This is a genomic window from Aurantimonas sp. Leaf443, assembly GCF_001425575.1.
In the GTDB taxonomy this organism is placed as follows: domain Bacteria; phylum Pseudomonadota; class Alphaproteobacteria; order Rhizobiales; family Rhizobiaceae; genus Leaf443.
The window spans coordinates 22,367-46,413 of record NZ_LMRD01000007.1; the positions used below are offsets into that span (position 1 = coordinate 22,367).

Sequence of the window (24,047 nt, forward strand, 5' to 3'; positions counted from 1 at the left end):
ACCGTGAAGCAGGGTTCCAAACTCGTCGTGGCCGCCGCCACGTTCAACCGGCCGAAGGGCCTCGCGCGCCTTCTCGCCGGCCTTCGAGGCCTGACCTTCGGGCAGGACGAGCCGCAGATCGAGGTCGTCATCGTCGACAACAGCGTCGATGCCAATGCGCGCGCGGCCGTCGAGGCGACGGCGGCCACCTACCGGTGGCCGCTGCACTATGCCCATCAGGACCAGCGCGGAATCGCCCACACCCGCAACCGCGCGCTGGAGGCTGGTCTGGAGCGCGGGGCGGACTGGTTCGCCTTCATCGACGACGACGAATATCCCGATCCGCTCTGGCTCGACCGGATGATCGCCATGGCGCGGCAGACCGGCGCCGACGTCGTGGTCGGCGCCGTCAAGGCCGATTTCGACGCCCCGCCGTCCGACTGGATGGTGACCGGCGGCTTCTTCGAGATCGACCGCTATGCCGAAGGCACGGTGCTCGATTTCGGCAACACGTCGAACGTCCTCTTCGACATGCGCTTCGTGCGCGAGCACGGCCTTCGCTTCGACCTCGCCTTCGGCCTCACGGGCGGCGAGGACACCTATTTCTTCGAGCATGTCCAGGCGGCGGGCGGGCGCATCGTCTTCTGCAAGAGCGGCATCGTCTACGAGCAGATCGTGCCCCATCGCGCGACCCTGCCCTGGCTGATCCAGCGCTGGCGGCGCTCGGGCAACACGGACGGGCGGATCGTGATGCGCTTCAAGCCGGGCCTGCGCGCACGCGTCTTCGAAGTGTTCGGCGGCGGTCTCGTGCGGCTCTGCGTCGGCGGCGGGCTCGCTCTTCTGAAGAGCCCGCTGGCGCTGATGGGCAAGGGGCACGTGCCGGCCGAACATCTGCGCGTCGCCTCGCGCGGGCTCGGCTTCATGATGTCCGCCTTCGGCCGCGACATCGAGGAATATCGCAGCCTCAACCGCTGACGAGAGCGTCCGACGGGCTTGGCGCTACGCCACGACCTGCTCGATCATGCGGTAGATGTCGCCCGAGGAGGAGACGAAGGCGGCCGGATCGCGCTCGAGCAGCGCCTGGCGGCGGCGCTCGACCTCGGCGGGATCGAGAGCGTCGAGCAGGGCGACCAGCGCGTCGCCATCGGGCGTGGCGATCGTGTAGCCGAGTTCCTCGGCCGCGACCTTGCGGCCCGTTTCCATGCCGGCGACGGCGATCGACAGGCAGCCGAAATAGCTCGCCTCGTAGATCCGGTTCGGCAGGAGCCAGTCGGAATTGGCGCCGGCCTGCCACAGGTCCTGCGCCCAGACGAAGTCGCAGGCCGAATAGACCGCCGCCAGCCCGTGCGGATAGGTATAGGGGCCGCGATAGACGATATTGGGGTAAGCCGCGATCCGGGCCTCGAAGTCCGGCAGGACGTGGTGATGCACGTTGCCGTGCATCTCGATGCGCACGCGGTTCCCGAGCCGTTCGGCGGCGCGCAGGAGGATGCGCAGGCTCGGCTCGCAGCGCAGCGACCCCACCCAGCCGAGCACCCAGGGGTCCCCGCCCGAGACATTGGCGGCGCTCGATCGGCGGGCCGGGTGGGTGTCGCCGAACCAGATCTTGTTTTCCATCAGATAGACCGGCCCGTGATAGCGCTGGACGGGCTCGAAATAGTTGCGCACGAAGCCGGGCGAGCTCACCACGAGCAGGGCGATCCGGTCGAGCATGAAGCGCTCGATGCGCCGGAACAGCGCGCCCGCCCGCGACTGCGCCGTGAAGCTGCCGTGGATGTCGAGGCATTCGTAGACGATCGGCAGGCGCGGCTTCAGCGCCACGAGCCGCCCGACAAAGGCGAGCATGAGCATGTCGAAGTTGCGCGCCACGATGACGTCGGCGCCGCGAAAGGCCGAACGGTGCCAGGCGATCTTGAAGATCGACAGGAAGAGCACCGCGAGGCGCCGCACGATGCGCTCGTTGGCCACCTTGAAGAGATGGATGTTGCGCCATGTCGGCACGAAGTCCGCGCCCATATTGTCGCGCCGCATGGTGAAGGCGACGACGTCGTAGCCTGCCCCCTGGAAGCTGCTAATGCGGCGGATCTGCGAGCTTTCGGCGGCGTCGAAACCGAAGACGACGATACGGGTCATGCAAAGCCTGGGCGTGAGGAGGGAGAGGGCGGCGGCGGCGAGGCCGCTCAGCGCTCGGTCGGGTTCCAGATGGCGTATTTCGCGCCCACGAGGGATTCCAGGACGCCGACGCCCGTCGCCACGATGGCCGAGAGGATCTCGTAGACCTTCACCGCCGGGCCGACCTGCAGGCGCAGCGCCAGCGCGAAGGCCAGCCCGCCGAGAAGGCAGGCGCCGAGAAACCAGAGGCCGAGGCCCGCCGCGATGGCAAAGCCGGCCGCCGCCACGAAACCGGCGAGAAGAAAGAACGCGCCGAACCAGCGGATCAGCTTGTGCGACAGGTACTTGAAGAGATCGCGCCCGCCGAGCGCCCGCACGCGCGACCACATATGGCGGTGCGAGGAGAAGGCACCGCAGGCGATGCGGCGCTTGCGGCGAAACTCCGAGGAGGAGGAGACCGCCGCCCGCTCATAGGCGAGGATATCGGGCGCGCTGATGCAGCGCAGGTCGTGGAAAACGACCTCCATGGAGGCCAGGAAGTCGTCCTGCAGGTCGCTGCGCACGGCCGGATAGAGCCGGCGGCGCATGGCGAAGAGCGATCCGTCGGCGCCCATCGTGGAGCCCGTCTCCGATTCCAGCCGCTTGATCTTCTCCTCGATGCGCCAGTAGAGGCCGCCGACATTGGCGACCACGCTGTCGTCTTCGTTGACGTAATGCAGCGTGCCGGCCACCGCGCCGACGTCGGGGCGGGCGAAATAGTCCTCGAAGCGCCGGATCGTCGCCGGGTCCACGAGGACGTTGGCATCCATGAAGATGGCGATGTCGGCCTCGGTGCGCGCGACGAGCTTGGCCATGCCGGCGGGCTTGCCCGCGCGCTCCTTGCCCTCGACGGCGGTGAGGATCTCGGGCGCCGCGTTCAGGATCTCGAAAGTGCGGTCGGAGCAGCAGTCGGCATAGGCGAGGATCTGCAGCTGCGGCCAGGCCGCCTTGACCTTGCGCAGGTTCGCGATCGTCTCCGGCAGCGCCTTCTCCTCGTTATAGGCGCAGAACATCAGCGCGAAGGTGAGGCTCGATCCGGGCTGCGGCGGCGACAGCGGCCGCGGCGAAAGACGCGACAGCACCCAGGGATAGACGAGATAGGGATAGACGAGGAGAAATGCGCACAAGGCCGCGAGGACGAGCCAGAATATCGTCACGTGTCTTTCCTCATGCAACTGGAGACGGCTGCGGCAGACCTTGCCGGCGATGAAGACAGTCACCGTCTAGCACGAGGATCGCGGCAGGCGCATGGCACTTCTTGCACTGCAGCGTCCCGCAGGCGGCCAATCCTCCGGCGTCGTAAACGCCGGCGCGCGTTCAGGCGATGTTCCCGCGCCCGGATGGAAGCCGCATGGCGCTCATCGCGCGGAACGAAGCGTTTGCCATGCGGTCCCTCAGCGGCCGTCCGACAGGCCGGTCTCGGAAAGATTGCGCCGTGAACCGTCCCCCTCCGTGCGCGGCTGCGGAATGGGCACGTTCTTCGGCTGGTCGTCCGGGGCCGCGAGCGCCTCGACCGGCATGGCGGCGGCAACGGCTGGAGACAGGAGGACGGCCGGCGCGGCCGTGTCCGGCCGGGACGGCTCGGAGACCGCGGTCGCCACGGGGCCGATCTCCTGCAGGCCCAGCGAGGGCACGGCGCGCGGGCGCAGGATCTCGACGACGTCGCCGGGCTGGAGGGCCGCGTCGAGATCGGCCTCGACGACGCTGGCATGGCCATACGCGACGCGCACGAGGCGGATCGCCGGCTCGCGCTCGCCGGGGGTCGCCGAGAGCGTGTCGCTGCCGCCGAGATAGAGGAGTTTCTCGCGGGCCGTCTCGAGCTCGGCCCGCAGGCTGGAGAGACGGGCCCGCGCCGCCTGCTGCTCGGCGGCGATCGACAGGCCGCGCTCCGCCACGAGCCGCTCGAGGGCGCGGCCGAGCTCGATGCGCTCGCGCTGCACCGTGGCGAGCGACGTCGCCGTCTCCAGGAGCCGGATCGAGCTGTCCAGCACCATGCGGCGGGCGGCGTTGGAGCTGATGGCCTTGATGAGGCCGCGGTCCAGAAGCGCGTCCACCCGGCGGAACTCGTCCTCGTCGGCGGCAAGCGCCTCCTCGCCGGTCCGGCGCTTGTCGGCGAGGAGAGCGATGCGTCTGTCGGCCTGCGCGATCACCTCCGCGACCGCCGCCTGCGAGGCGCGGAACTCCTGCGCCCGGATCGCCGCCTGGCGCTCCTCGAGATCGAAGATCTGCGCGGTCGTGGCGGCGGGCAGCGGCGAGCGCGTCGCGGCCGAACGGTCGATGGTCGTGGCGCCATCCTGTTCGGCCTGAAGCCGCAGCGTCTGCGCCTCGGCCAGGACGAACTGGCGCCAGAGATCGCGATAGGCGTTCGCGGCGGCGGCGAGTTCGACGGCGACGTCGCCGGAGGCGGAGACCGGCCCGAGAAGGCCGCCGGCGGCCGCGATGCTCTGGCGGACGGTCAGGCCGGGCGTATAGGCCTGGCGCCCCTGCGTCGTCACGTCGCCACGCAGGAAGACCGGCCGATACTCCACGATGTCGACCACAACCTCCTCGGGAAAGATGACCTGCCAGCTTTCCTTGCCGGAGGCATCGCGGGCGCCGGGATAGGATTTCTGCGCCAGGATCGACACGATGCGTTCTCGCAGCTCGCGCAGCGTCAATCCGGCCGCGCCGACCTGGCCCGCCACCGGCACCGTCACGCTGCCGTCGACGGCGACCGTCGCGTTGCGCTGGAGGCCGGCAATGCCGACGATGTCGAAGCCGATCACGTCCCCCGTGGCGATGCGGTAGTCCTCGGCCCGGGACGGGGCCGGCATCGCGGCCAGGACCGACCCCAGAACGAGGATCGCGAAACGCGCCGGACGCGCCCTGGACGGCACTCGCCCCATCGGCCTCATGCTTCACCCATATCGCCACTGAAGTTCATCGGGAAGGATAGGCCCAATCCGAAACACAACTCAATCGGGTCTTCCGGTCGATTCAATTCCCCTGCCGCAACGTCGCCAAAGGTGAACCGCTGCACAAGACTGCGGTCGCCGGGCTGCGCCCGGCGACCGCACGGTTCCGAAGGGCGGGGCCGTGGATCAGATGAAGTTGATCTGACCGAAATCGGCTGCCGTGAGGTCCTCGAGAAGGATCGTGCCACCGGACGTGTGGGTTAGGAGCAGGCCCTCGGCCACCGTGCTCGCGCTGAACTGCGCCTTCGAGTAGCCGTCGAGGTCGATCGAGTCCTTGCCCATCTCGAAATCGACGATGATGTCGGCGCTGAGGCCGGTGGCGCCGGTGAACCGGAAGACGTCCTTGCCGGCCCCGCCGGTCATGATGTCGTCGGCCTGGCCGCCGAACAGGATGTCGTCGCCGTCGCCGCCGTTCAGAACATCGTTCCCGCCGTTGCCGAGGAGCGAGTCGTTGCCTGCGCCGCCGAACATATGATCCATGTCGAGCCCGCCGAGGATCACGTCGTTGCCCTTGCCACCGTCGAGCAGGTCGTCGCCGTTGCCGCCCTGGATCGTATCGTCGCCGTCGCCGCCATAGATGCGGTCGTTGCCGACGCCGCCGATGATCGTGTCGTTGCCCTTGCCGCCGTCGAGCACGTCGCAGCCGCCATGGCCGGTGATGCGGTCATTGCCGTCGCCGCCATAGACCTTGTCGTCGCCGTCGTCGCCGTTCAGCGTGTCGTTGCCGCCGAGACCGTAGATCTTGTCACCGCAGGTCGTGCCGTTGATGACGTCGTCGCGATGCGTGCCGACGAAGATCCTACCGGCGGAGTGACCCCAGGAATTGTCGTCCTTGCAGTCCCAGGCCGGCAGCGTGATCGGCGGGAAGCAGTTGAGGAAGTTCAGGAGCGACGCATTGTAAGGCACGTATACATTCAAAAATGACGCGAACATCGGGTTAACACTCCGTTAAAACCTGGCAGCGTCATGTACTGAATTTCCGCTTGCCGGGCAACGGCCCGGATCGCCAAACGATTGTTATTGGAAAATTAATCTTAACTTGTGGATTAGATAAAGATTTAATCAACTCCGACTCCGCCTTTCCATACAGGCACTTCGACGACGAAGAATACGTCCCTTCACGCAAGAGCGCCCGACACGGGTCCCGTCCATCCGCGGGGCAATCGTAGGATGTCGTTCTCACCGCCCCGCACCCGACTTTTCCCCGCCCTGTCCGACGCCGCCTATCCTTGCCGGCGTTCAACCACGGAGAGTCCCATGGCGAGGATCGAGATCAGCTTTTTCACGACGGGCAACCGCTCGGCCGAAGGCGGCACGATGCCGGTTCCGCGTGCCTCCAACCTGCGCACGGAAGTCCTTGCGAGCGGCAGTGTCTCGGCGGCCACGACGAGCGCGAGCGGCGATGCGGCCGGAACGGGTTTCGTGCGGATCTCGGCCGATGGCGATGTCTGGGCCACCGTCGGGGCGGCGCCAGTGGCCGTCGTCCCCGCCGCCGGCCAGGCCTTGGCCGGCCTTCGCGTCAAGGCCGGCGCGCCGCTCGACCTTGCCGTCGGCCAGGGCGACAGGGTCGCCGTGATCGACGCCTGAGGACACCGGCCATGCTCGATCTCGCACCTCTGTCCCTCTCCGCGCCCCGCCGCGCCCGCATCGCCGCCTCGGCGCCGCGCACGCGCCCGATCCGCACGGCGATCTTCGGCGACAGTTTCGGCCAGCGTTCGCAGGACGTCAGCGGCTCGCCGGGCGAGGACGGCGCCACGGCCGTCAGCACCGGCCTGTTCAATTTCCCGGGCCCCCAGACCAATGCAGTCGGCGGCGTCGCCTGGGGCGTCGGCGCCTGGATGGCGGCGCTCTCGGGCGGCCGCTACGTCATGCCCTACCAGCTGAACTTCGCGGTCGGCGGCTCCACCACGGAACAGCTCAAGCAGGACGGCGGGCAGACGAGCGGCACCGGCACCGATCGGTTCAGCCTCTTCCGCGCCCGCATGCAGGCCGAGCAGGCGGCCGGCCGGCCCGTGGACCTGTGCCTGCTCCATGCGGGGACGAACGACGCGACGAGCGGGCTCACCGTCGAGCAGAGCTTCTCCAATCTCGTGGCGATCTGCGAGAAGATCGCGGCGCTCGGCATCAGCGTGGTCCTCTTCACCGCGAGCCCCCGGGGCGATACGGCCAATACCGGCGCCCGGCTGACAAGTGCGCAGATCGCCTTCGCCAAGGGGCTGCGCGACCGCGTGCTGACGCAGATCGAGCAGGTGCCGACGCTTCTCGGCAAGGTCAAGGTGGCGAATGGCTGGCTGCAGGAGGTCGCCGAGGGCAATGGCGATGCCGTTGTCGGCAAGACCTATGACGGCGTGCACCCCTCCCCCGACTTCGCGCGGGAACTCGCCCTTTCGGGGCTGGCGGCGGCGGACGCGCTGCTGCGTCCGGCCTTCGCGCCTCAGCTGGCTTCCGGCCCCGACCCGGCAGACCTCCTGGGATCGCGCGGTCAGATGGCGGGAAGCGGCGGCACGCTGCAGGCGCTCGGAAGCGTGTCGGCCAATGCCGGCTTCACCATCTCCGGCTCCGCGCCGGATGGCTGGACCCTCATTCCCGGCGTTCCCTCGGGCGGGGCCTGGAGCGCGTCGGGCACGACCAATGTCAAGGGAACGGTGACGGGCGTGGTGGAGCCGAGCGGGGCCGAGCGCGTCTTCACCGTCACCGTCGCCTGCAACAGCACGGCGCGCTCGAACGACAACACGGTACAGCTGGAGGCGCGCACCGCCGTGCCGCTCGCGGGCCTTTCGGCCGGCGACTGGATCGAGGCGCTGGTGCGGATCGAACTCGCCCAGTCCAGCGGCTTTCGCGGCGCGGACCTCGCCTTGCGCTTCACCGAGCCGGACGGGGTGCTGCGGACCGTGCGCTGCCTTCAGCCGCCGCCCAACGGCACGCCCTACCGCGAATGGAACGACACGGCGGCGCTGTCCGGCGCCTCCGCGCTCGTGCTGCACACCGCCCCGCGCCAGATCAAGCCCGGCACCTACGGAGCGATCGATCTCGCGGTGATCCTCGCCTTCCACGGCCAGAATGCCAATCTTTCGACCGTCGCGCGAATCTTGCGGCCCCGCGTCCGCAAGGTCGTCTGGCCGGCGTGAGAAACGACGGGCGAAGGCACCGGCCCGGCATGGCGCAGGCCTTCCTCCAATAGACGAAAGCCCGGGAATCGCAGGGCGATTCCCGGGCCGGTCGTGCAATCGCGCGGCGAAAGGAAGGCGGGCGGCGCTAGCGCAGCGCGCGGTTCATCTGGTCCGTCAGCGGCTTGGTGAGATAGGACATGATGGTGCGATCGCTCGTCTTCACGAAGGCCTCGATCGGCATGCCCGGCACGAGTTCCAGCCCCTTGAGCTTGGAGAGTTCCTCGTCGCTCGCCTTGATGCGGGCGAGATAATACATCGTGCCCGTGCGCTTGTCCTCGATGAGATCCGGCGAGACCGAGGCGAGTTCGGCATTGAGCGCCGGTGTGGTGCCGCGGTCGAAGGCCGAGAAATGCAGCGTGACGTCCTGGCCGGCATAGAGCTGGTCGACGTCGACGGGGCGGATCTTCACCTCGCCCACCAGACGGTCCGATTCCGGCACGATCACCATCACCGTCTCCGCCGGCTGGATGACGCCGCCGACCGTGTGGATCTTCAGCTCGTTCACGACGCCGCTCTGGGGCGCGAGGATCATGCTGCGCGCCATCGTGTCGGCCGCGACCGTGCGCTTCTCCGAAAGCGTCGAGATGGCCTCCTGCGCGGACGCGATCTGGTCCGTCAGCTCCGCACGCAGCGCCTGATCGACCTGCATGATCTGCAGCTCGATCTCGGCGATCTTGCCGCGGCCGGCCGCGATCGACGATCGGAGCGCGCCCTGCGTTCCCTTCAGCTGGGAGAGCTCGCGCTCCATCTCGGAAAGCCGCTGATAGGGAACGAGCTTCTTCTTGAAGAGGCCGCGCAGGCCCTCGATCTCCTTCTCCACCGTGTCGATCTCGGCGGTGGAGGCGTCGAGCTGGGAGATGTCGCCGCGCACCTGCTCCTCGGCCTGCCGACTGCGCTCGCGCAGCTGCGAGCGCTGTCCGTCGCGCTCCTCGCGGCGCAGCAGGAACTGGCGGCGCTCCGAATCGAGCGCGGTCTCGAACTGCGGGTAGCGCAGGAGCTGAGCCTGGGAGATGCTCGGGAAGGTGAGTTCGGCCAGCCCGTCGCGCTCGGCGAGCAGGCGGTCGAGGCGCGCCTGCTGCTGGAAGAGGCTGGTCTGGGTGGCCTGGACCTGCGCCTCGGCGACCGTCGTGTCGAGCTGCACCAGCGGCTGGCCGGCCGTCACCTTGTCGCCGTCGGCGACGAAGACTTTGGCGACGACGCCGCCCATCGGATGCTGCACGAGCTTGGGACCGGTCTCGACCGCGAGGAAGCCCTGCGCGATCACCGCGCCGCCGATCACGGTCTTGGCCATGAGCCCGACGATGCTGCCGCTCATCATCAGGACGGCGGTGACGCCGATCAGGATGTTGCGGCGCAACGCCCGGTAGGCGCTGGTGGCTTCGGCGGGGACCACGTCGAGCGTCAGGACGTGCTCGCGTTTTTCAAGATGCTTGCTGCCCTTGTAGAGAGCGAGGCTGTCGTTCTCGGTCTTCGGCCGGCCGGACGTGGCCTGGACGGCCATCCGCTCGCGGGCCTTGGAGGCGATGTCTTCGCGCGTCATGTTCGGCTCGCCTTGCTTTCCACCCAGGTCGCTCAAGCGGCGGTGACCGCGCCGACGGCGGGTGCGCGTCGGGAAAAGAGCTCCAGCACCTCGTCGCGAGGTCCGTATTTCTGCACCCGGCCGTCGTTGAGGATGAGGACCTGGTTGACGGTGGACAGGATGCTCGGCCTGTGCGCCACGATGATGACGATGCCACCCCGCGCCTTCACGCCTTCCAGCGCCGATTGTAGCGCCAGTTCGCCTTCGTTGTCGAGGTTGGAGTTCGGCTCGTCGAGGACGACGAGGAACGGGTCGCCGTAGAGCGCGCGGGCGAGGCCGATGCGCTGCGACTGGCCGCCGGACAGGCCGCCGCCCGTGTCGCTGATCATCGTGTCGTAGCCGTCGGGCAGGCGCACGATCATGTCGTGGACGCCGGCGGCGCGGGCGACGTTGACGATCATGCCGCTATCGGCGTTCGGGTCGAAGCGCGCGATGTTCTGGGCGATCGTGCCCTCGAAGAGAGCGACGTTCTGCGGCAGGTAGCCGACGAACTTGCCCCGTTCCGTCGACGACCATTGCGACATGGCGATGCCGTCGAGGCGCACGGTGCCGAGCGCCGGGTTCCAGAGGCCGACGAGCGCGCGCACCAGCGTGGACTTGCCCGAGCCCGTCGAACCGATGATGCCGAGGCCCTCGCCGGCCTTCAGGAGGAAGGACACGTCGCGCACGATGAGCTTGCGGATGTTGGGCGGGGCAACCGAGACCATCTCGCAGGTCATCTGGCGGCTCGGCGCGGGCGTGGAGAAATGCGCGCGCTCGGGCGGGTTGCGGATGAAGAGCTCGTCGAGGCGCGCCCAGCTCTGGCGGGCGGCGACGAGGTTCTTCCAGTGCGCGATGGCCAGTTCGATCGGCGCCAGCGCGCGGGCCGAGAGGATGGAGCTCGCGATCATCACGCCGCCGGTCGCCTGCTGCGTGATCACGAGATAGGCGCCGAGCGCAAGGACGCCCGACTGCAGCACCATGCGCGCCACGCGCGAGACGGTGCCGAGCGAGTTGGACTTGTCGGAGATCGCGAGGCTCTTCTCCACGAGCTCGCCGTTCACCCGGTTCCAGTTGCCGGACATGGCGAGCGTCATGCCCATGGACTGCAGCGTCTCGGCATTGGACTGGCAGGCGGCCAGGAGGAAGGCGCGCTTGTTGGTGACGTCGTTCAGCTCCTTGGACGGCTGCTTGGTGACGATGTTGCTGACATAGGTGATGGCGATGAGCACCAGCGCGCCGACGAGGACGGCGAGGCCGATGTAGAAATGGAAGAGGAAGCAGATCAGGAGGTAGAGCGGGATCCACGGCAGGTCGAAGATCGCCGTCGGCCCCTGCGAGGAGAGGAAGGTGCGCACCTGGTCGAGATCGCGCACCGCGCTCGCCGCCTGCTGGTTGCCGGAAGCCGCATTGCGCACGATCGTGTCGAAGGTGCGCGCGCCGAAGGACTCCTTCACCATCAGGCCGATGCGCGTCAGCATGCGCGAGCGCAGGATGTCGACGCCGCCCTGGAACACGTAGAGCGCGAGCGCGAAGAGGCCGAGCGCCACGAGGCTCGGGATGCTGCCGCTCGGAATGACGCGGTCGTAGACCGCCAGCATGAAGATGGAGCCGGTCAGCGCCAGGACGTTCGCCACGCCGCTCAGCGCCGCGACGGCCACGAATGCCTTGCGGCACTTGGCGAAACATATGCTAAGTTCTGAGCGCATCAGCCTTCGATCCATCTAGCATCCGAATGCTAGTTGAAGACATCTACGATTTTCCTAAAGCCACGGGCAAGGGCGCTCGAATCAGGGCAGGGACGCGCCCTGCGCAGAACGGCGGCAACGTGCCGCATGCGCTTGATGGAAAAAACTTTTCCGTGCGCGTGCCCGCAGCGCGTCGCCGCTCCAGGGCGCTCGGGCGCGCCGTCCCGGCCCGCCCCTCGGACCGAGCTTCCGCTGCGTCCACAGGGGGCGGAAGCCTTGCCGGTCGTCTTGAACGTGCGGTCCGCACGTCGACCTTTCCGCGGGGGCTGGCCGCGGCGCGTTCCGTCCCGATATTGACGCTGGTACGACCCTCCGCACGCCCTGCGGGCACGCCTCGAGCCTCGGCCCGGGGCGGCGGGCAGGTCGGACGGCAGTCCTTCGTCCCAGCATGAAACCCGGTGTCGTCTTGCGTGTCCTTGGTCGTCTCACGTCTCTCCTGCGCCCCGGCGCCAGCACCGCGCGGCCCGTCCGTCGCGCGAGCGAGAAGCGGGCGCGGCTCGAGAGCGAGGTCGAGCACGCGCTTCTCTACGCCGTCGGCGACGTGCACGGGCATCTCGACATGCTGGAGCGTCTGGAGGAAGCGATCCGGGCCGATGCGCGGGCGGCCGGCGTCGAGGCGGTCGTGGTGGTCCATCTCGGCGATGCGGTCGATCGCGGGCCCGAGAGCGCGGGCGTGCTGGAGCGCCTCAGCGCGCCGCCCCCGGACGGACTCGTGCGCCTGTGCCTGTGCGGCAATCACGAGGAGGCCTTCCTCGGCTTCCTCGCCGATCCCCTCCCCTCCGCGTCCTGGCTGCGGATGGGCGGGCGCGCCACGCTGAAATCCTACGGCCTCGATCCCGACGCGCTCCTGCGCTCGGAGGCAGGCGAGCGGCAGCGCCTCCTGCGGGAGGCCATTCCCGCCCGCCATGTCGATTTCATGCGCGCCCTTCCCGTCGCCATCTCGACGCCGCGCTACCGCTTCGTCCATGCCGGCCTTCGCCCGGGCGTGCCCTTCGAGGAGCAGACCGACCTCGATCTCATAACGATCCGCTCGCCCGCGCCGGACTTTGCCGAAGGCGACCGCGTGATCGTGCACGGCCACACGCCGGGAACGCGCCCGGTGGTGCGACCGGGCGAGATCTGCGTCGATACCGGCGCGGGCCAGGGCGGGCGCCTCACCGCCGTGCGCCTTCGGGCGGGGCAGGTCGATTTCCTCAGCGTCGAACCGGGTCCCGCGCCGGGCCGCTGACCGCGCTCAGCGCTCGGCGCCCTGCAGGACGCTGCGGATGGCGAAGCTCGAATTGATGCGCTGGACGCCGGGAAGGCGCGACAGCACCTCCTTGTGCAGACGCTCGTAGTCGCCCGCCCCTTCGGCCCGCACGCGCAGAAGATAGTCCTCCTCGCCCGTCATCAGGTAGCATTCGCGGATCTCGGGATGGCGTCGCACCTCCGCCTCGAACCGGTTGAGGACGTCCTCCGTCTGGCGTTCGAGGCTGATGCGCACGATGACGACATGGCCCTCCTGCCCGCCCGGCCCGGCGACGATCGCCGTGTAGCCGCGGATCGTGCCGCTTTCCTCCAGAAGCTGGACGCGGCGAAGGCAGGCCGACGGGGAGAGCCCGACTTCGGCGGCGAGCGCGACATTGGTGATCCGCCCGTCCCGGCGCAGCGCCTGGAGGATGCGCCGGTCGATGGCATCGAGGATCTGCATGACGTTGCGTTCTCTCGTGGAAGATGCGGCCATGGCGCTCAATTTCGCATAGCATGCGGCGAAGGCGGCGAACATGCGCCGATCGTTGCGCCATACTGAACCGTCCGTTCGAACGCGTCGAACGTCGCCCGACGGAGGGCGGCGCCTGCCGGGAGCAATCGTCATGAAGGTCGTGGTCCTGGGCGCCGGCGTCATCGGCGTCACCTCCGCCTGGTATCTGATGCGCGCCGGCCACGAGGTCACGGTGATCGACCGGCAGCCCGGCCCGGCGCTGGAGACGAGCTTCGCCAATGCCGGCGAGGTCTCGTTCGGCTACTGCTCGCCCTGGGCCGCGCCCGGCATTCCGAAGAAGGCGATCAAGTGGCTCCTGATGGAGCACGCGCCGCTGATCCTGCGCCCCAAGCCCGATCTCGCGATGATCTCGTGGATGGTGCGGATGCTGCGCAACTGCACCGCCGAGCGCTACGCGCTGAACAAGAGCCGCATGCTGCGCCTCTCCGACTACAGCCGCACCTGCCTTGCCGAGCTTCGCGCCGAGACGGGCGTGGAGTACGACCAGCGCATGAAGGGCACGCTGCAGCTCTTCCGCACGCAGGCCCAGCTCGACGCGTCCGCCAAGGACGTCAAGGCGCTGGCCGAGGACGGCATCGCCTACGAGATCCTCGACCCGTCCGGCTGCGTCCGCGCCGAGCCGGCGCTGGCGCGCGCCCACAACCGCATCGTCGGCGGCCTCCTGACGCCGAACGACGAGACCGGCGACTGCTTCAAGTTCACCAACGCGCTCGCGCGTCTCTGCGCCGAAAGGGGCGTCTCCTTCGATTACGGGCGCACGATCCGGCGCCTGATCGTCGATGCCGGCCGGATAACGGGCGTCGAGACCGATGCCGGTGTCGTCCCGGCCGAGGCGGTGGTGGTGGCGCTCGGCTCCCATTCGCCGGCCCTGGTGGCCCCGCACGGCCTGTCGCTGCCGGTCTATCCGGTGAAGGGCTATTCGCTGACGATCCCGATACGGAACCCGGAGCTCGCCCCCGAATCGACCGTGATGGACGAGAGCTACAAGATCGCCATCACCCGCCTCGGCGATCGCATCCGCGTCGGCGGCATGGCCGAGATCTCCGGCTTCACCAACGACCTCGTCCCCGCCCGGCGCCGCACGCTGGAGCATTCGGTCACCGACCTCTTCCCCGGCGGCGACCTGTCGAAGTCGAGCTTCTGGTCGGGCCTTCGCCCGATGACGCCGGACGGCACGCCGGTGATCGGCGCGACGAAGGTCAAGGGCCTCTTCCTCAACACCGGCCACGGCACGCTCGGCTGGACCATGTCCTGCGGCTCGGGGCGGCTCCTCGCCGATCTCGTCGGCGGCAGGGCGCCCGAGATCGACGCCCGCGACCTCTCGATCGCGCGCTACTGACCCGTCGCGATCGCGCCGCGGAAGGGAGCGGCGCTCACACGATGCCGCCGCCCGAACCCGCCACGGCGGGACGCGTCTCGGCCACCTTGCGGCGATAGCCGCTGGCGCGATAGGCGGCGATCGGGTCGATGGCGCCGCCGGCGCGGCGGCGGGCCTCGGCGAGAATGGGCTCGACGTCGGTGCGGAAGGCCGCCTTCAGCGTCTCCGAGGCCATCATCGCGTCGCTCGCCTCCTGATGCGCCTCCAGGGCGGCGCGGTCGACGAGGAGGGCCTGCGCGAAGGCCCGCCGGATCTCGCTCGCCGAGCGGATGAGGCTCTCGATCGGGTCGGTCACGTTGTGCGACTGGTCGATCATATGCGCCGGATGCAGCCGCTCCAGCGCCTCGCCCGCGCCGACCAGTTCATTGAAGATCAGGAACAGGCGGAACGGATCGATGGAGCCGGCGTCGAGATCGTCGTCGCCATATCGGGAATCGTTGAAGTGGAAGCCGCCGAGCTTGCGCGCCCGCACGAGGCGCGCCACGATCTGCTCGATGTTCACGTTGGGCGCGTGGTGGCCGAGATCGACGAGGCAGAAGGCCTTCGCCCCGAGTTCCTGCGCCACCATGTAGCTCGTGCCCCAGTCGGAGACGACGGTCGAGTAGAAGGCCGGCTCGTACATCTTGTGCTCGGAGAAGATGCGCCAGTCCTCCGGCAGCGCCGCGACGATCTCCTTCATCGAGCCGAGATAGCGCTCGAAGCTGCGGGAGAGGTCGCTCTGCCCGGCGAAGTTCGCGCCGTCTCCGATCCAGACGGTGATCGCCTTGGAGCCGATGGCGGTGCCGATCTCGATCGTCTCGAGATTGTGGGCGACGGCCTGCGCGCGCACGGCGGCGTCGGCATGGCTCAGCGAGCCGAACTTGTAGGAGAGCGGCTGGCGCGGGTCGTCCGGATGGTCCTGGAACGTGTTGGAGTTCATCGCGTCGAAATGCAGCCCCAGCGCTTGCGAATGGGCCTTCAACTCGGCCGGATCCGCCTTGTCCCAGGGGATGTGCAGCGAGACGCCGGGCGTGGCGCGCCCGAAGGCGTTGATGACGGCGCAGTCGTCGAGCTTCTCGAAGATGCCGCGCGGCTCGCCGGGTCCGGGAAAGCGGGCAAAGCGCGTGCCGCCGGTGCCCGTGCCCCAGGAGGGGACGGCGACGAAGAAGGCGGCGACCGCGTCGGTGATCGCGGCGATGTCGACGCCGCGCCGCGACAGCCGCTCCCCGAGCGCCTCGTAGTCGGCGGCAAGGTCGGCCTCGCGCGGCGCGTTGTGTTCGGCGATGACGCTCGCGTCGATGGGCGTGGTCATGGAAATCCTCCCTGGAACGGCGCCGAATGGTCGCCCTTCTTCTCCCTCGCGGGGAGAAGGTGGATGCGGAGCGGGCGCATGAGGGGCTTGCCGCCGTCGTGGCGGGCCTCCCCTCGTCCCGCCGCGCGACCTTCTCCCCCGCACGGGAGAGAAGGCAGCCGCCTCGCGCACGCCTAGCGCGTGAAGCTCATCGCATTGCCGGCATCGACATTGACGATGTTGCCGGTCGACTTCGCCGAGCGGTCGGAGGCGAAGAAATGCACGGCCTCGGCGATGTCCTCGGGGAAGACGGAGCGCTTGAGGAGCGAGCGGTTGCGGTAGTGCTCCTCCAGCTGGTCGAGGTCGATCTTGGAGGAGGCGGCGCGCTGCTGGCGCCATTCGCCGTTCCAGATCGTCGAGCCGCGCAGCACCGCGTCGGGATTGACCGTGTTGACGCGGATGCCCGCCTCCGCCCCTTCGAGCGCGAGGCAACGGGCGAGATGGATCTCCGCGGCCTTGGCCGTGCAGTAGGCCGAGGCGCCGGCGGACGCGGCGAGGCCGTTCTTGGAGGCGATGAAGATCACCGAGCCGCCGAGATTCTGGTGCCGGAACAGCCGGAACGCCTCGCGCGAGACGAGGAAGTAGCCCGTCGCCAGGATCGAGACGTTGCGGTCCCAGACCTCGAGCGTCGTCTCCTCGATGGGGGCGGCCGAGGCGATGCCGGCGTTGGAGACGAGGATGTCGAGCCCGCCGAAGGCGACCGACGCGGCGCGGAAGCTCTCGGCGACCTCGGCCTCGGACGTCACGTCCATGCGCTGCGTGCGCACCTGGTCAGCTCCGAAGCTCGCCGCAAACTCGCCCTTCGTGCGCTCCAGGGCCGCCTCGTCGATATCGGCGAGCACCACGCAGGCGCCGTCCGCGAGAAGGCGCGCGGCGCTGGCGCGCCCGATGCCGCCGGCCCCGCCGGTGACGAGCGCGATGCGCCCGGCGAGCGGCCTGGCCTTCGGCATGCGCTGCAGCTTCGCCTCCTCGAGCAGCCAGTACTCGATGTCGAACGCCTCCTGCTCGGGCAGGCCCTCGTAGGTGTCGACGCCCGAGGCGCCGCGCATGACGTTGATGGCGTTGACGTAGAACTCGCCCGCGATGCGCGCCGTCGCCTTGTCCTTGGCGAAGGACAGCATGCCGACGCCGGGCACGAGATAGATCACCGCGTTCGGATCGCGCATGGACGGCGAATCCTCATGGCGGCAGCGCTCGTAATAGCGCGCGTAGTCCTCGCGATAGGCCGAGATCGCGGCGTCGAGACTGCCGAGCAGCGCGTCGACGTCGGGCGCGGCGGGATCGAAGTCGAGGACCAGGGGCCGGATCTTGGTGCGCAGGAAATGGTCGGGGCAGGACGTGCCGAGGGCGGCGAGCGGGCGCAGGGCCCGGGAGCCGACGAATTCCAGGACGGCGGCGCTGTCGTCGAAATGGCCGATCTTGGCCTCGTCCAGGCCGATGCGGCCGCGGATGGCCGGCATCAGCCGCGCCGCGATCTCGCGGCGGGTCTGGGCGGGCAGCGCCTCGACCGCGGCCCCGCCGAAGGCCGGCTTGCCCGAGAGCGCCCCCTCGAACCACTCGATGGCGCGGTTGATGATGCGCAGCGTCGTTGCGTAGCACGCCTCCGCCGTGTCGCCCCAGGTGAACAGGCCGTGGCTTCCGAGCACGACGCCCCTGGCGTTCGGGTTCTCGGCCGCGAAGCGCGACAGTTCCAGACCGAGCTCGAAGCCCGGACGCCGCCAGTCCAGCCAGCCGATCTCGTCGCCGTAGACCTGCCGGGTGATCTCGCGCCCGTTGCGCGTCGCGGCGATGGCGATGACGGCGTCGGGATGCATGTGGTCGACATGGGCATAGGGCAGGTAGGCGTGCAGCGGCGTGTCGATCGAGGCCGCGCGCGGGTTGAGGGCGAAGGTGCAGTGGGGAAGGTAGCCCACCATCTCGTCCTCGTGCTCGGGCCCGCGATAGAGGTCGCGCAGCTTGTCGAGCTTGTCCTGGTAGAGCGTGGCGAACCCGTCGAGCCGGATCGAGCCGACATCCCCGCCCGAGCCCTTCACCCACAGGACCTCGAGGTCCTCGCCGGTCAGCGGATCGCGCTCCACCACCTTGGCCGAGGTGTTGCCGCCGCCGTAATTGGTGATGCGCTTGTCGGAGCCGAGAAGGTTCGAGCGGTAGACGAGCTTGCCGGGCTCGTCGAGCGTCGCGGCCTTGGCGCCGTCCCAAAGGTTCTGCAGCCGGGTGGCGTCTTTTACGTCGGACATGGGTCTCTCCTCCGATGGCGCCGCGAGCCCTGCCTGCAAGCGCCCTCCCGCCGGTCTATTCCCATCGTTTCCGATCAGATGTCAACATTATCGATCACCATTGCGATTATGCTGCGCTGCAGTGAACAGTTTTGATCGAACATGATTGACACCGCGCCATGGCTGCGGGATTGTCCGCTTCGGGGAGAACACGGATGCACGAACTGGAACGCCATCGGATCATCCTGAGCGCCGTGCAGAGCCGCCAGGTCGCCGGCGTCGGCGAGCTGGCCGAGCTGACGGGCGCCTCCGAGGCGACGATCCGGCGCGACATCTCGGCGCTCGCCGGGCAGAAGCAGCTGCGCCGGGTGCGCGGCGGCGCCGAGGCGACCAGCCTCCCCTCGCCCTACGGCCAGATCGGCGCGCCGTCGCTCGTCGCCAGCGAGACGCTGCACCGGCGCGAGAAGCGCCTGATCGCGCGGGCCGCGGTGGAGCTGTGCGGCGAGAACGACTCCGTCATCGTCAACGGCGGCACGACGACGTTCCAGATGGTGCATCATCTCACCACGCTGCGCCTGCAGGTGATGACCAACTCCTTCCAGATCGCCGAGCATCTGGTGAAACATTCCAACTGCACCGTCCTGGTGCCGGCCGGAGCCATCTATCGCGAGCAGGGCCTCATCATCAGCCCGTTCGAGGCGGACGGCATCGCCCATTTCGCCGCGCAGAGGATGTTCATGGGCTGCCGGGCGATCTCCTCGCTCGGCATCGCCGAGGCCGATCCGCTGATCGTCCAGTCCGAGCAGCGCCTGATGCGCCAGGCGGACGAACTCGTCGTGCTCGCCGACTCTTCGAAATTCCGCATGCGCTCCTCGATGATCGTCGCCCCGCTGTCGCGCGTGACGACGATCGTGACCGACGACGGCATCGAGGACGGGGCGGCGCAGATGATCGAGGCGGCGGGGGTCCGGCTCGTCGTCGCGGACGGCACGCGGCTGTCCGAGGAGGAGGTTGCGAGCGCCGCCTGAGGGAAGAGGGCGGCCGCGCGACGGCCGGGAATTCACACGTATCGGGAGGATACACGCATGACACAGTTCAGGAAGAGCCTGGCGCTCGCCGTTCTCGCGGCCGGGCTCATGGCCTCGGTGGCCCAGGCCGCCGACACGCGCATCGCCCTCGTCGTCAAGTCGCTCGGCAACGGCTTCTTCGACGCCGCCAACAAGGGCGCGCAGGAAGCGGCCAAGGAACTCGGCGGCGTCGAGATCATCTATACCGGGCCCACGACGACGACGGCCGAGGGCCAGATCGAGGTGCTCAACTCGCTGATCTCCCAGAAGGTCGACGCCATCGCCATCTCCGCCAACGATCCCGACGCCGTCGTGCCGGTGCTCAAGAAGGCGATGCAGCGCGGCATCAAGGTGATCTCCTTCGATTCCGGCGTCTCGCCCGAAGGCCGCATCCTGCAGCTCAATCCCTCGTCCAACGCCCTCATCGGCGAGACCTGCCTGAAGCTCGCCGCCGACGTCCTGCCCGAGGGCAAGGGCAAGATCGCCATCCTCTCGGCCACGGCCACCTCGACCAACCAGAACATCTGGATCGAGGAGATGAAGAAGGCGATGCCGAAATTCCCCGGCCTCGAACTCGTGACCACCGTCTACGGCGACGACCTCTCCGACAAGAGCTACCGCGAGACGCAGGCGCTCCTGAAGAGCCACCCGGACGTCAAGGTCATCGTCGCCCCGACCTCGGTCGGCATCGTGGCCGCCGCGCAGGCCGTCAAGGACGCCGGCAAGATCGGCGAGGTCTTCGTCACCGGCCTCGGCCTGCCCTCCGAGATGGCCGGCGCGATCAAGTCCGGCGCCTCGAAGAGCTTCGCCATCTGGAATCCGATCGACCTCGGCTATTCCGCCGCCATGCTCGCCAACGACCTCGTCAAGGAGGATCTCGACAAGGTGGAGGCGGGCCAGAGGCTCAAGGCCGGCCGCATGGGCGAGATCGAGATCGGCGAAGGCGCCGAGGCCGCCATGTCCGTGCCCTTCACCTACGACGCCTCCAATATCGACGAGTTCGCCAAGATCTTCTGATCGCGACCGTCGGCGCATCGTCCGTCTCCCCTTCACCGGGAGACGGGCGATGCGACGGGACGCGGGGGGCCGCACGGGACCCCCGCGCCGTCTGCGCGCAGGCCTTGCGCGAAGCGGCCCCGCCGCGCCCGTCGAGCGCCATCCGGAACGAGACATCGCCATGTCCGACCTGCCCCCTCCCATTCTCCAGATGCGCGCGATCACCAAGGTCTTTCCCGGCGTGCGCGCGCTGTCGGACGTCGATCTCGTGCTGCGTCCGGGCCGCGTCACCGCGCTGATCGGCGAGAACGGCGCGGGCAAGTCGACGCTGGTGAAGACGATGACCGGCCTCTACCGGCCCGACGGCGGGGAAATCCTGATCGAGGGCGAGCCGGCGCGTTTCGAGAGCTCGGCCGCGGCGGAAGCCGCCGGCATCACCGCCATCCACCAGGAGACGGTTCTCTTCGACGAGCTCTCCGTCGCCGAGAACATCTATCTCGGTCACACGCCGCGAACCCGCCTCGGTCTCGTCGACTGGAAGGCCGTGAACGCGCGCGCCAGCGCCATCCTCCATTCGCTCGACGCACCCTTCGGACCGCGCACGCGCCTGAAGGACCTGTCGATCGGCCAGCGCCATCTGGTCGCCGTCGCCCGCGCCCTCTCCATCAACGCCCGCGTCGTCATCATGGACGAGCCGACCGCCGCCCTCTCCCAGAAGGAGACGCAGGAGCTCTTCGTCATCGTCGAGCGCCTGAAGGCCAAGGGCACGGCGATCCTCTTCATCAGCCACAAGTTCGACGAGGTCTTCCGCATCGCCGACGACTATGCCGTCTTCCGCGACGGGAAATGCGTGAGCGCGGGCATCCTGGCCGAGACGGATCAGGCGGCGCTGGTGCGCCAGATGGTCGGGCGGCCCGTCGACGACGTCTTCCCCAAGCGCGCGGCGGCGCGCGGGGAGGTCGTCCTCGAGGTCGAGAACTACTGCCATCCCAGCGAGTTCGACGCGATCTCGCTGACGCTGCGGCGCGGCGAGATCCTCGGCCTCTACGGGCTCGTGGGTGCCGGCCGCTCCGAATTCTGCCAGGCGCTGTTCGGCGCGACGCGCCCCTCGGCCGGGCGCCTGCGCATCGAGGGCCGCGAGGTCGCGATCCGCCGCCCCGCACAGGCGATCGAGGCCGGACTCGTCTACGTGCCCGAGGAGCGCGGACGCCACGGCGCCGTGCTGGCCATGCCCATCTTCGAGAACATGACCCTCGCCTCGCTGGGCGCCGTGTCGCGCCGCGGCTTCCTGAAGAGCGCGCAGGAATTCGCCCTGGCGCGCGCCTATGCCGGGCGCCTCGACCTGCGCGCCGCCGCCCTCACGCAGCCCGTCGGCACGCTGTCGGGCGGCAACCAGCAGAAGGTCGTCATCGGCAAGTGGCTGGCGACGCGGCCGAAGATCATCATCCTCGACGAGCCCACCAAGGGCATCGACATCGGCTCGAAGGCGGCCGTGCACGCCTTCATCTCGGAACTCGCCGCCGAGGGGCTCGCCGTCCTCATGGTCTCCTCCGAGCTTCCCGAGATCCTCGGCATGAGCGACCGCGTCACCGTGTTCCGCGAAGGCAGGCAGATCGGCACCTACGACCGCGAGGGCCTGTCGCCGGAGGTGCTGGTGCGCGCGGCGACCGGCAATGTCGAGACCGCCGGGACGGAGAGCGTGCGATGAGCGTCCTGAAGGCCCGCGAGACCCTGCTTCTCGCCGCCGCCGTCCTCCTCGTCCTCTTCGTCTCCTCGCGCAGCGCGGATTTCGCCACGGCGCGCAATCTCGCCACCATCTTCACCGACACGTCGATCCTCGTCATCCTGGCGCTCGGCCAGGCGGCGGTGATCATGACGCGCTCGATCGACCTGTCGGTGGCGGCCAACCTCGCCTTCACCGGCATGGCCGCCGCGATGATCAACGCCGCCATGCCCGGACTGCCCATTCCCCTCATCGTCCTCTTCTGCCTCGGCATGGGGCTCTGCCTCGGGGCGATCAACGGCCTACTCGTGTGGAAGCTCTCGCTGCCGCCGATCGTCGTCACGCTCGGCACGCTCACGATCTATCGCGGCCTCGCCTTCGTCCTGTCGGGCGGGGCCTGGGTCAACACGTTCCAGATGTCGGAGAGCTTCCTGGCGCTTCCGCGCGCGCAGGTCCTCGGCCTGCCGGTGCTCGCCTGGATCGCGATCCTCGCCATCGCCGGCGCCTTCGTCACCTTCGGCTGGACGCGCTTCGGCCGCGCGCTCTACGCCACCGGCGGCAACCCCGTCGCCGCCGTCTATGCCGGCATCGACGCCGGACGCACCACCTTCCTCGCCTTCTGCCTCTCGGGTGCGCTGGCGGGCCTGTGCGGCTATCTCTGGGTGTCGCGCTTCGCCGTCGCCTATGTCGACGTCGCCAGCGGCTTCGAGCTCGACGTCATCGCGGCCTGCGTCATCGGCGGCATCTCCATCGCCGGCGGCATCGGCTCGGTGGCCGGCGCCGTGCTGGGCGCCCTCTTCCTCGGCATCCTGAAGAACGCGCTGCCCGTCGTCGGCGTCTCGCCCTTCTGGCAGATGGCGATCTCCGGCGCGATCATCGTGGCCGCCGTCACGCTCAACACGCGCGCCGAGAAGACGCGCGGCCGCGTCATCCTGCGTCGCATCGACGCCAATGCCGGAGCCCCGGCATGAGCCTTGCCGACGCGCCGCTCTCCAAGATCCAGGACCGCGCCCCCGCCCCCCGCCACGTCGCCGACCGCGGGCGCTCGCGCCTGTCGGAGGCGCTGCGCAGCTGGGAGGCGCTCCTCGTGGCGCTTTTTCTCGCGATCTTCCTCGCCAACAGCCTCGCCTCCCCGTATTTCCTCGACATCTGGAACCTGTCGGACGCGACCTTCAACTTCACCGAGAAGGCCATCGTCGCGCTGGCGCTCGCCTTCGTCATCCTGTCCGGCGAGATCGACATCTCGGTCGCCGGCATCATCGCGCTGGCCTCGACGGTCATGGGCCTGCTCGCCGCCGGCGGCGCCGGCCTGCCGCTCGTCGCGGGCGCCGGGCTTTGCACGGGCCTTGCCTGCGGCATCGTCAACGGCGCGCTCGTCACCGGCCTCGGCCTGCCCTCGATCGTGGCGACGATCGGCACGATGAGCCTGTTCCGGGGCCTGTCCTACGCCATCCTCGGCGACGGCGCCTTCACGCAATATCCCGAGGGCTTCGAGTTCTTCGGCCAGGGCTATGTCTGGGAATGGCTGAGCTTCGAGTTCGCCGCCTTCCTCGTCCTCGCTCTCGTCGCCGGCATCGTCCTGCATCGCACGGTGGTCGGGCGCGCCATCCGGGCCGTCGGCCACAACCCCTTCGCCGCCCGCTTCTCCGGCCTTCCCGTCGGGCGGCTGAAATTCCTGGCCTTCGTGGTCACGGGCCTTGCCGCGGGCCTCGCCTCGGTGATGCTGACGAGCCGGCTCGGTTCCACCCGTCCCTCCATCGCGCTCGGCTGGGAGCTGGAGATCGTCACGATGGTCGTCCTCGGCGGCGTGTCGATCAACGGCGGATCGGGCTCGATCCTCGGCGTCGTCCTCGCCGCCTTCGTCATGGGCCTCATCACCTTCGGCCTCGGCCTTCTCAACGTGCCCGGCATCATCATGTCGATCTTCATCGGCCTCCTCCTCATCGCCGTCATCGCGCTGCCGGTGCTCGCCGGGCGCCTCGCGCGGCGCTTCTCGAAGGGACCGCGATGAGCCC

Annotated in this window: 19 protein-coding genes; 10 read left to right on the forward strand and 9 right to left on the reverse strand. The window is 69.0% G+C overall.

Annotation, left to right across the window (positions count from 1 at the left end):
- Positions 1-3: 3 nt before the first annotated feature.
- On the forward strand, positions 4-954 hold the full coding sequence (locus tag ASG48_RS18460; RefSeq protein ID WP_055848121.1) for a glycosyltransferase family 2 protein: 951 nt from the start codon (positions 4-6) through the stop codon (positions 952-954).
- Positions 955-978: 24 nt separating this feature from the next.
- Here ASG48_RS18460 and ASG48_RS08425 read toward each other — a convergent pair whose 3' ends face one another.
- The 4 genes from ASG48_RS08425 to ASG48_RS08440 all read right to left on the reverse strand — a co-directional run bounded on the left by ASG48_RS08425 (position 979) and on the right by ASG48_RS08440 (position 5,990).
- A complete protein-coding gene (locus ASG48_RS08425; RefSeq protein ID WP_055848125.1) occupies positions 979-2,112 on the reverse strand; it encodes a glycosyltransferase in 1,134 nt (377 codons plus the stop codon).
- 47 nt (positions 2,113-2,159) lie between these two features.
- Positions 2,160-3,287: a glycosyltransferase gene (locus ASG48_RS08430; protein ID WP_055848128.1), complete on the reverse strand. Its 1,128-nt coding sequence runs from the start codon at positions 3,285-3,287 to the stop codon at positions 2,160-2,162.
- 237 nt (positions 3,288-3,524) lie between these two features.
- Positions 3,525-4,943, reverse strand: coding sequence for a polysaccharide biosynthesis/export family protein (locus tag ASG48_RS08435; protein WP_162243919.1), 1,419 nt, complete (start codon positions 4,941-4,943; stop codon positions 3,525-3,527).
- Positions 4,944-5,210: 267 nt separating this feature from the next.
- Positions 5,211-5,990 (reverse strand): calcium-binding protein, encoded by a 780-nt coding sequence (locus ASG48_RS08440; RefSeq protein WP_162243920.1) that lies wholly within the window; start codon positions 5,988-5,990, stop codon positions 5,211-5,213.
- Positions 5,991-6,341: 351 nt separating this feature from the next.
- Here ASG48_RS08440 and ASG48_RS08445 point away from each other — a divergent pair, with 351 nt between their 5' ends.
- Positions 6,342-6,671: a hypothetical protein gene (locus tag ASG48_RS08445; RefSeq protein WP_055848138.1), complete on the forward strand. Its 330-nt coding sequence runs from the start codon at positions 6,342-6,344 to the stop codon at positions 6,669-6,671.
- An 11-nt stretch (positions 6,672-6,682) separates the two neighbouring features.
- On the forward strand, positions 6,683-8,212 hold the full coding sequence (locus ASG48_RS08450; RefSeq protein ID WP_055848140.1) for an SGNH/GDSL hydrolase family protein: 1,530 nt from the start codon (positions 6,683-6,685) through the stop codon (positions 8,210-8,212).
- Between the two features lie 127 nt (positions 8,213-8,339).
- Here ASG48_RS08450 and ASG48_RS08455 read toward each other — a convergent pair whose 3' ends face one another.
- Both ASG48_RS08455 and ASG48_RS08460 read right to left on the reverse strand, forming a co-directional pair.
- On the reverse strand, positions 8,340-9,794 hold the full coding sequence (locus ASG48_RS08455; protein ID WP_082529352.1) for an HlyD family type I secretion periplasmic adaptor subunit: 1,455 nt from the start codon (positions 9,792-9,794) through the stop codon (positions 8,340-8,342).
- Between the two features lie 32 nt (positions 9,795-9,826).
- Positions 9,827-11,521 carry a type I secretion system permease/ATPase gene (locus ASG48_RS08460; RefSeq protein WP_244486835.1) on the reverse strand — a complete coding sequence of 565 codons (1,695 nt, stop codon included), beginning with the start codon at positions 11,519-11,521 and terminating at the stop codon, positions 9,827-9,829.
- Between the two features lie 445 nt (positions 11,522-11,966).
- On the opposite strand from ASG48_RS08460, the gene ASG48_RS08465 reads away from it, so the two are divergent.
- Positions 11,967-12,788, forward strand: a complete 822-nt coding sequence (locus tag ASG48_RS08465; protein ID WP_055848147.1) for a metallophosphoesterase — start codon at positions 11,967-11,969, stop codon at positions 12,786-12,788.
- A 6-nt stretch (positions 12,789-12,794) separates the two neighbouring features.
- Here the strand turns inward: ASG48_RS08465 and ASG48_RS08470 are convergent, their stop codons facing one another.
- The gene (locus tag ASG48_RS08470; protein ID WP_055849589.1) at positions 12,795-13,250 is read right to left on the reverse strand and encodes an Lrp/AsnC family transcriptional regulator; all 456 of its coding nucleotides are present in this window, start codon (positions 13,248-13,250) and stop codon (positions 12,795-12,797) included.
- 163 nt (positions 13,251-13,413) lie between these two features.
- On the opposite strand from ASG48_RS08470, the gene ASG48_RS08475 reads away from it, so the two are divergent.
- Positions 13,414-14,661 carry a D-amino acid dehydrogenase gene (locus ASG48_RS08475; protein WP_055848150.1) on the forward strand — a complete coding sequence of 416 codons (1,248 nt, stop codon included), beginning with the start codon at positions 13,414-13,416 and terminating at the stop codon, positions 14,659-14,661.
- A gap of 34 nt (positions 14,662-14,695) precedes the next feature.
- On the opposite strand, the gene rhaI is transcribed toward ASG48_RS08475, so the two are convergent.
- Positions 14,696-15,991: an L-rhamnose catabolism isomerase gene (gene rhaI / locus ASG48_RS08480; protein ID WP_055848153.1), complete on the reverse strand. Its 1,296-nt coding sequence runs from the start codon at positions 15,989-15,991 to the stop codon at positions 14,696-14,698.
- Positions 15,992-16,164: 173 nt separating this feature from the next.
- The gene (locus ASG48_RS08485) at positions 16,165-18,267 is read right to left on the reverse strand and encodes a bifunctional rhamnulose-1-phosphate aldolase/short-chain dehydrogenase (protein WP_055848155.1); all 2,103 of its coding nucleotides are present in this window, start codon (positions 18,265-18,267) and stop codon (positions 16,165-16,167) included.
- A gap of 194 nt (positions 18,268-18,461) precedes the next feature.
- Here ASG48_RS08485 and ASG48_RS08490 point away from each other — a divergent pair, with 194 nt between their 5' ends.
- The 5 genes from ASG48_RS08490 (at position 18,462) to ASG48_RS08510 (ending at position 24,043) form a co-directional block, all read left to right on the forward strand.
- Positions 18,462-19,274 carry a DeoR/GlpR family DNA-binding transcription regulator gene (locus ASG48_RS08490; protein ID WP_055848158.1) on the forward strand — a complete coding sequence of 271 codons (813 nt, stop codon included), beginning with the start codon at positions 18,462-18,464 and terminating at the stop codon, positions 19,272-19,274.
- A 57-nt stretch (positions 19,275-19,331) separates the two neighbouring features.
- The gene (gene rhaS, locus ASG48_RS08495) at positions 19,332-20,330 is read left to right on the forward strand and encodes a rhamnose ABC transporter substrate-binding protein (RefSeq protein ID WP_055848160.1); all 999 of its coding nucleotides are present in this window, start codon (positions 19,332-19,334) and stop codon (positions 20,328-20,330) included.
- A 160-nt stretch (positions 20,331-20,490) separates the two neighbouring features.
- The gene (locus ASG48_RS08500) at positions 20,491-22,017 is read left to right on the forward strand and encodes a sugar ABC transporter ATP-binding protein (RefSeq protein ID WP_055848163.1); all 1,527 of its coding nucleotides are present in this window, start codon (positions 20,491-20,493) and stop codon (positions 22,015-22,017) included.
- Positions 22,014-23,003, forward strand: a complete 990-nt coding sequence (locus ASG48_RS08505; protein WP_055848165.1) for an ABC transporter permease — start codon at positions 22,014-22,016, stop codon at positions 23,001-23,003. The genes ASG48_RS08500 and ASG48_RS08505 overlap by 4 nt, the downstream gene beginning before the upstream one ends.
- Positions 23,000-24,043, forward strand: coding sequence for an ABC transporter permease (locus tag ASG48_RS08510; protein WP_055848168.1), 1,044 nt, complete (start codon positions 23,000-23,002; stop codon positions 24,041-24,043). Before ASG48_RS08505 ends, ASG48_RS08510 begins: the two co-directional genes overlap by 4 nt.
- Positions 24,044-24,047: the final 4 nt, after the last annotated feature.

Coding starts and splice junctions, on each gene's coding strand:
- ASG48_RS08510 (WP_055848168.1), top strand. CDS start 23,000: ATGAGCCTTGCCGACGCGCCGCTCTCCAAGATCCAGGACCGCGCCCCC.
- ASG48_RS08450 (WP_055848140.1), top strand. CDS start 6,683: ATGCTCGATCTCGCACCTCTGTCCCTCTCCGCGCCCCGCCGCGCCCGC.
- ASG48_RS08455 (WP_082529352.1), bottom strand. CDS start 9,794: ATGACGCGCGAAGACATCGCCTCCAAGGCCCGCGAGCGGATGGCCGTC.
- ASG48_RS08490 (WP_055848158.1), top strand. CDS start 18,462: ATGCACGAACTGGAACGCCATCGGATCATCCTGAGCGCCGTGCAGAGC.
- ASG48_RS08435 (WP_162243919.1), bottom strand. CDS start 4,943: ATGCCGGCCCCGTCCCGGGCCGAGGACTACCGCATCGCCACGGGGGAC.
- ASG48_RS08425 (WP_055848125.1), bottom strand. CDS start 2,112: ATGACCCGTATCGTCGTCTTCGGTTTCGACGCCGCCGAAAGCTCGCAG.
- rhaS (WP_055848160.1), top strand. CDS start 19,332: ATGACACAGTTCAGGAAGAGCCTGGCGCTCGCCGTTCTCGCGGCCGGG.
- ASG48_RS08475 (WP_055848150.1), top strand. CDS start 13,414: ATGAAGGTCGTGGTCCTGGGCGCCGGCGTCATCGGCGTCACCTCCGCC.
- ASG48_RS08460 (WP_244486835.1), bottom strand. CDS start 11,521: ATGCGCTCAGAACTTAGCATATGTTTCGCCAAGTGCCGCAAGGCATTC.
- ASG48_RS08445 (WP_055848138.1), top strand. CDS start 6,342: ATGGCGAGGATCGAGATCAGCTTTTTCACGACGGGCAACCGCTCGGCC.
- ASG48_RS08470 (WP_055849589.1), bottom strand. CDS start 13,250: ATGCAGATCCTCGATGCCATCGACCGGCGCATCCTCCAGGCGCTGCGC.
- ASG48_RS08500 (WP_055848163.1), top strand. CDS start 20,491: ATGTCCGACCTGCCCCCTCCCATTCTCCAGATGCGCGCGATCACCAAG.
- ASG48_RS08485 (WP_055848155.1), bottom strand. CDS start 18,267: ATGTCCGACGTAAAAGACGCCACCCGGCTGCAGAACCTTTGGGACGGC.
- ASG48_RS08505 (WP_055848165.1), top strand. CDS start 22,014: ATGAGCGTCCTGAAGGCCCGCGAGACCCTGCTTCTCGCCGCCGCCGTC.
- rhaI (WP_055848153.1), bottom strand. CDS start 15,991: ATGACCACGCCCATCGACGCGAGCGTCATCGCCGAACACAACGCGCCG.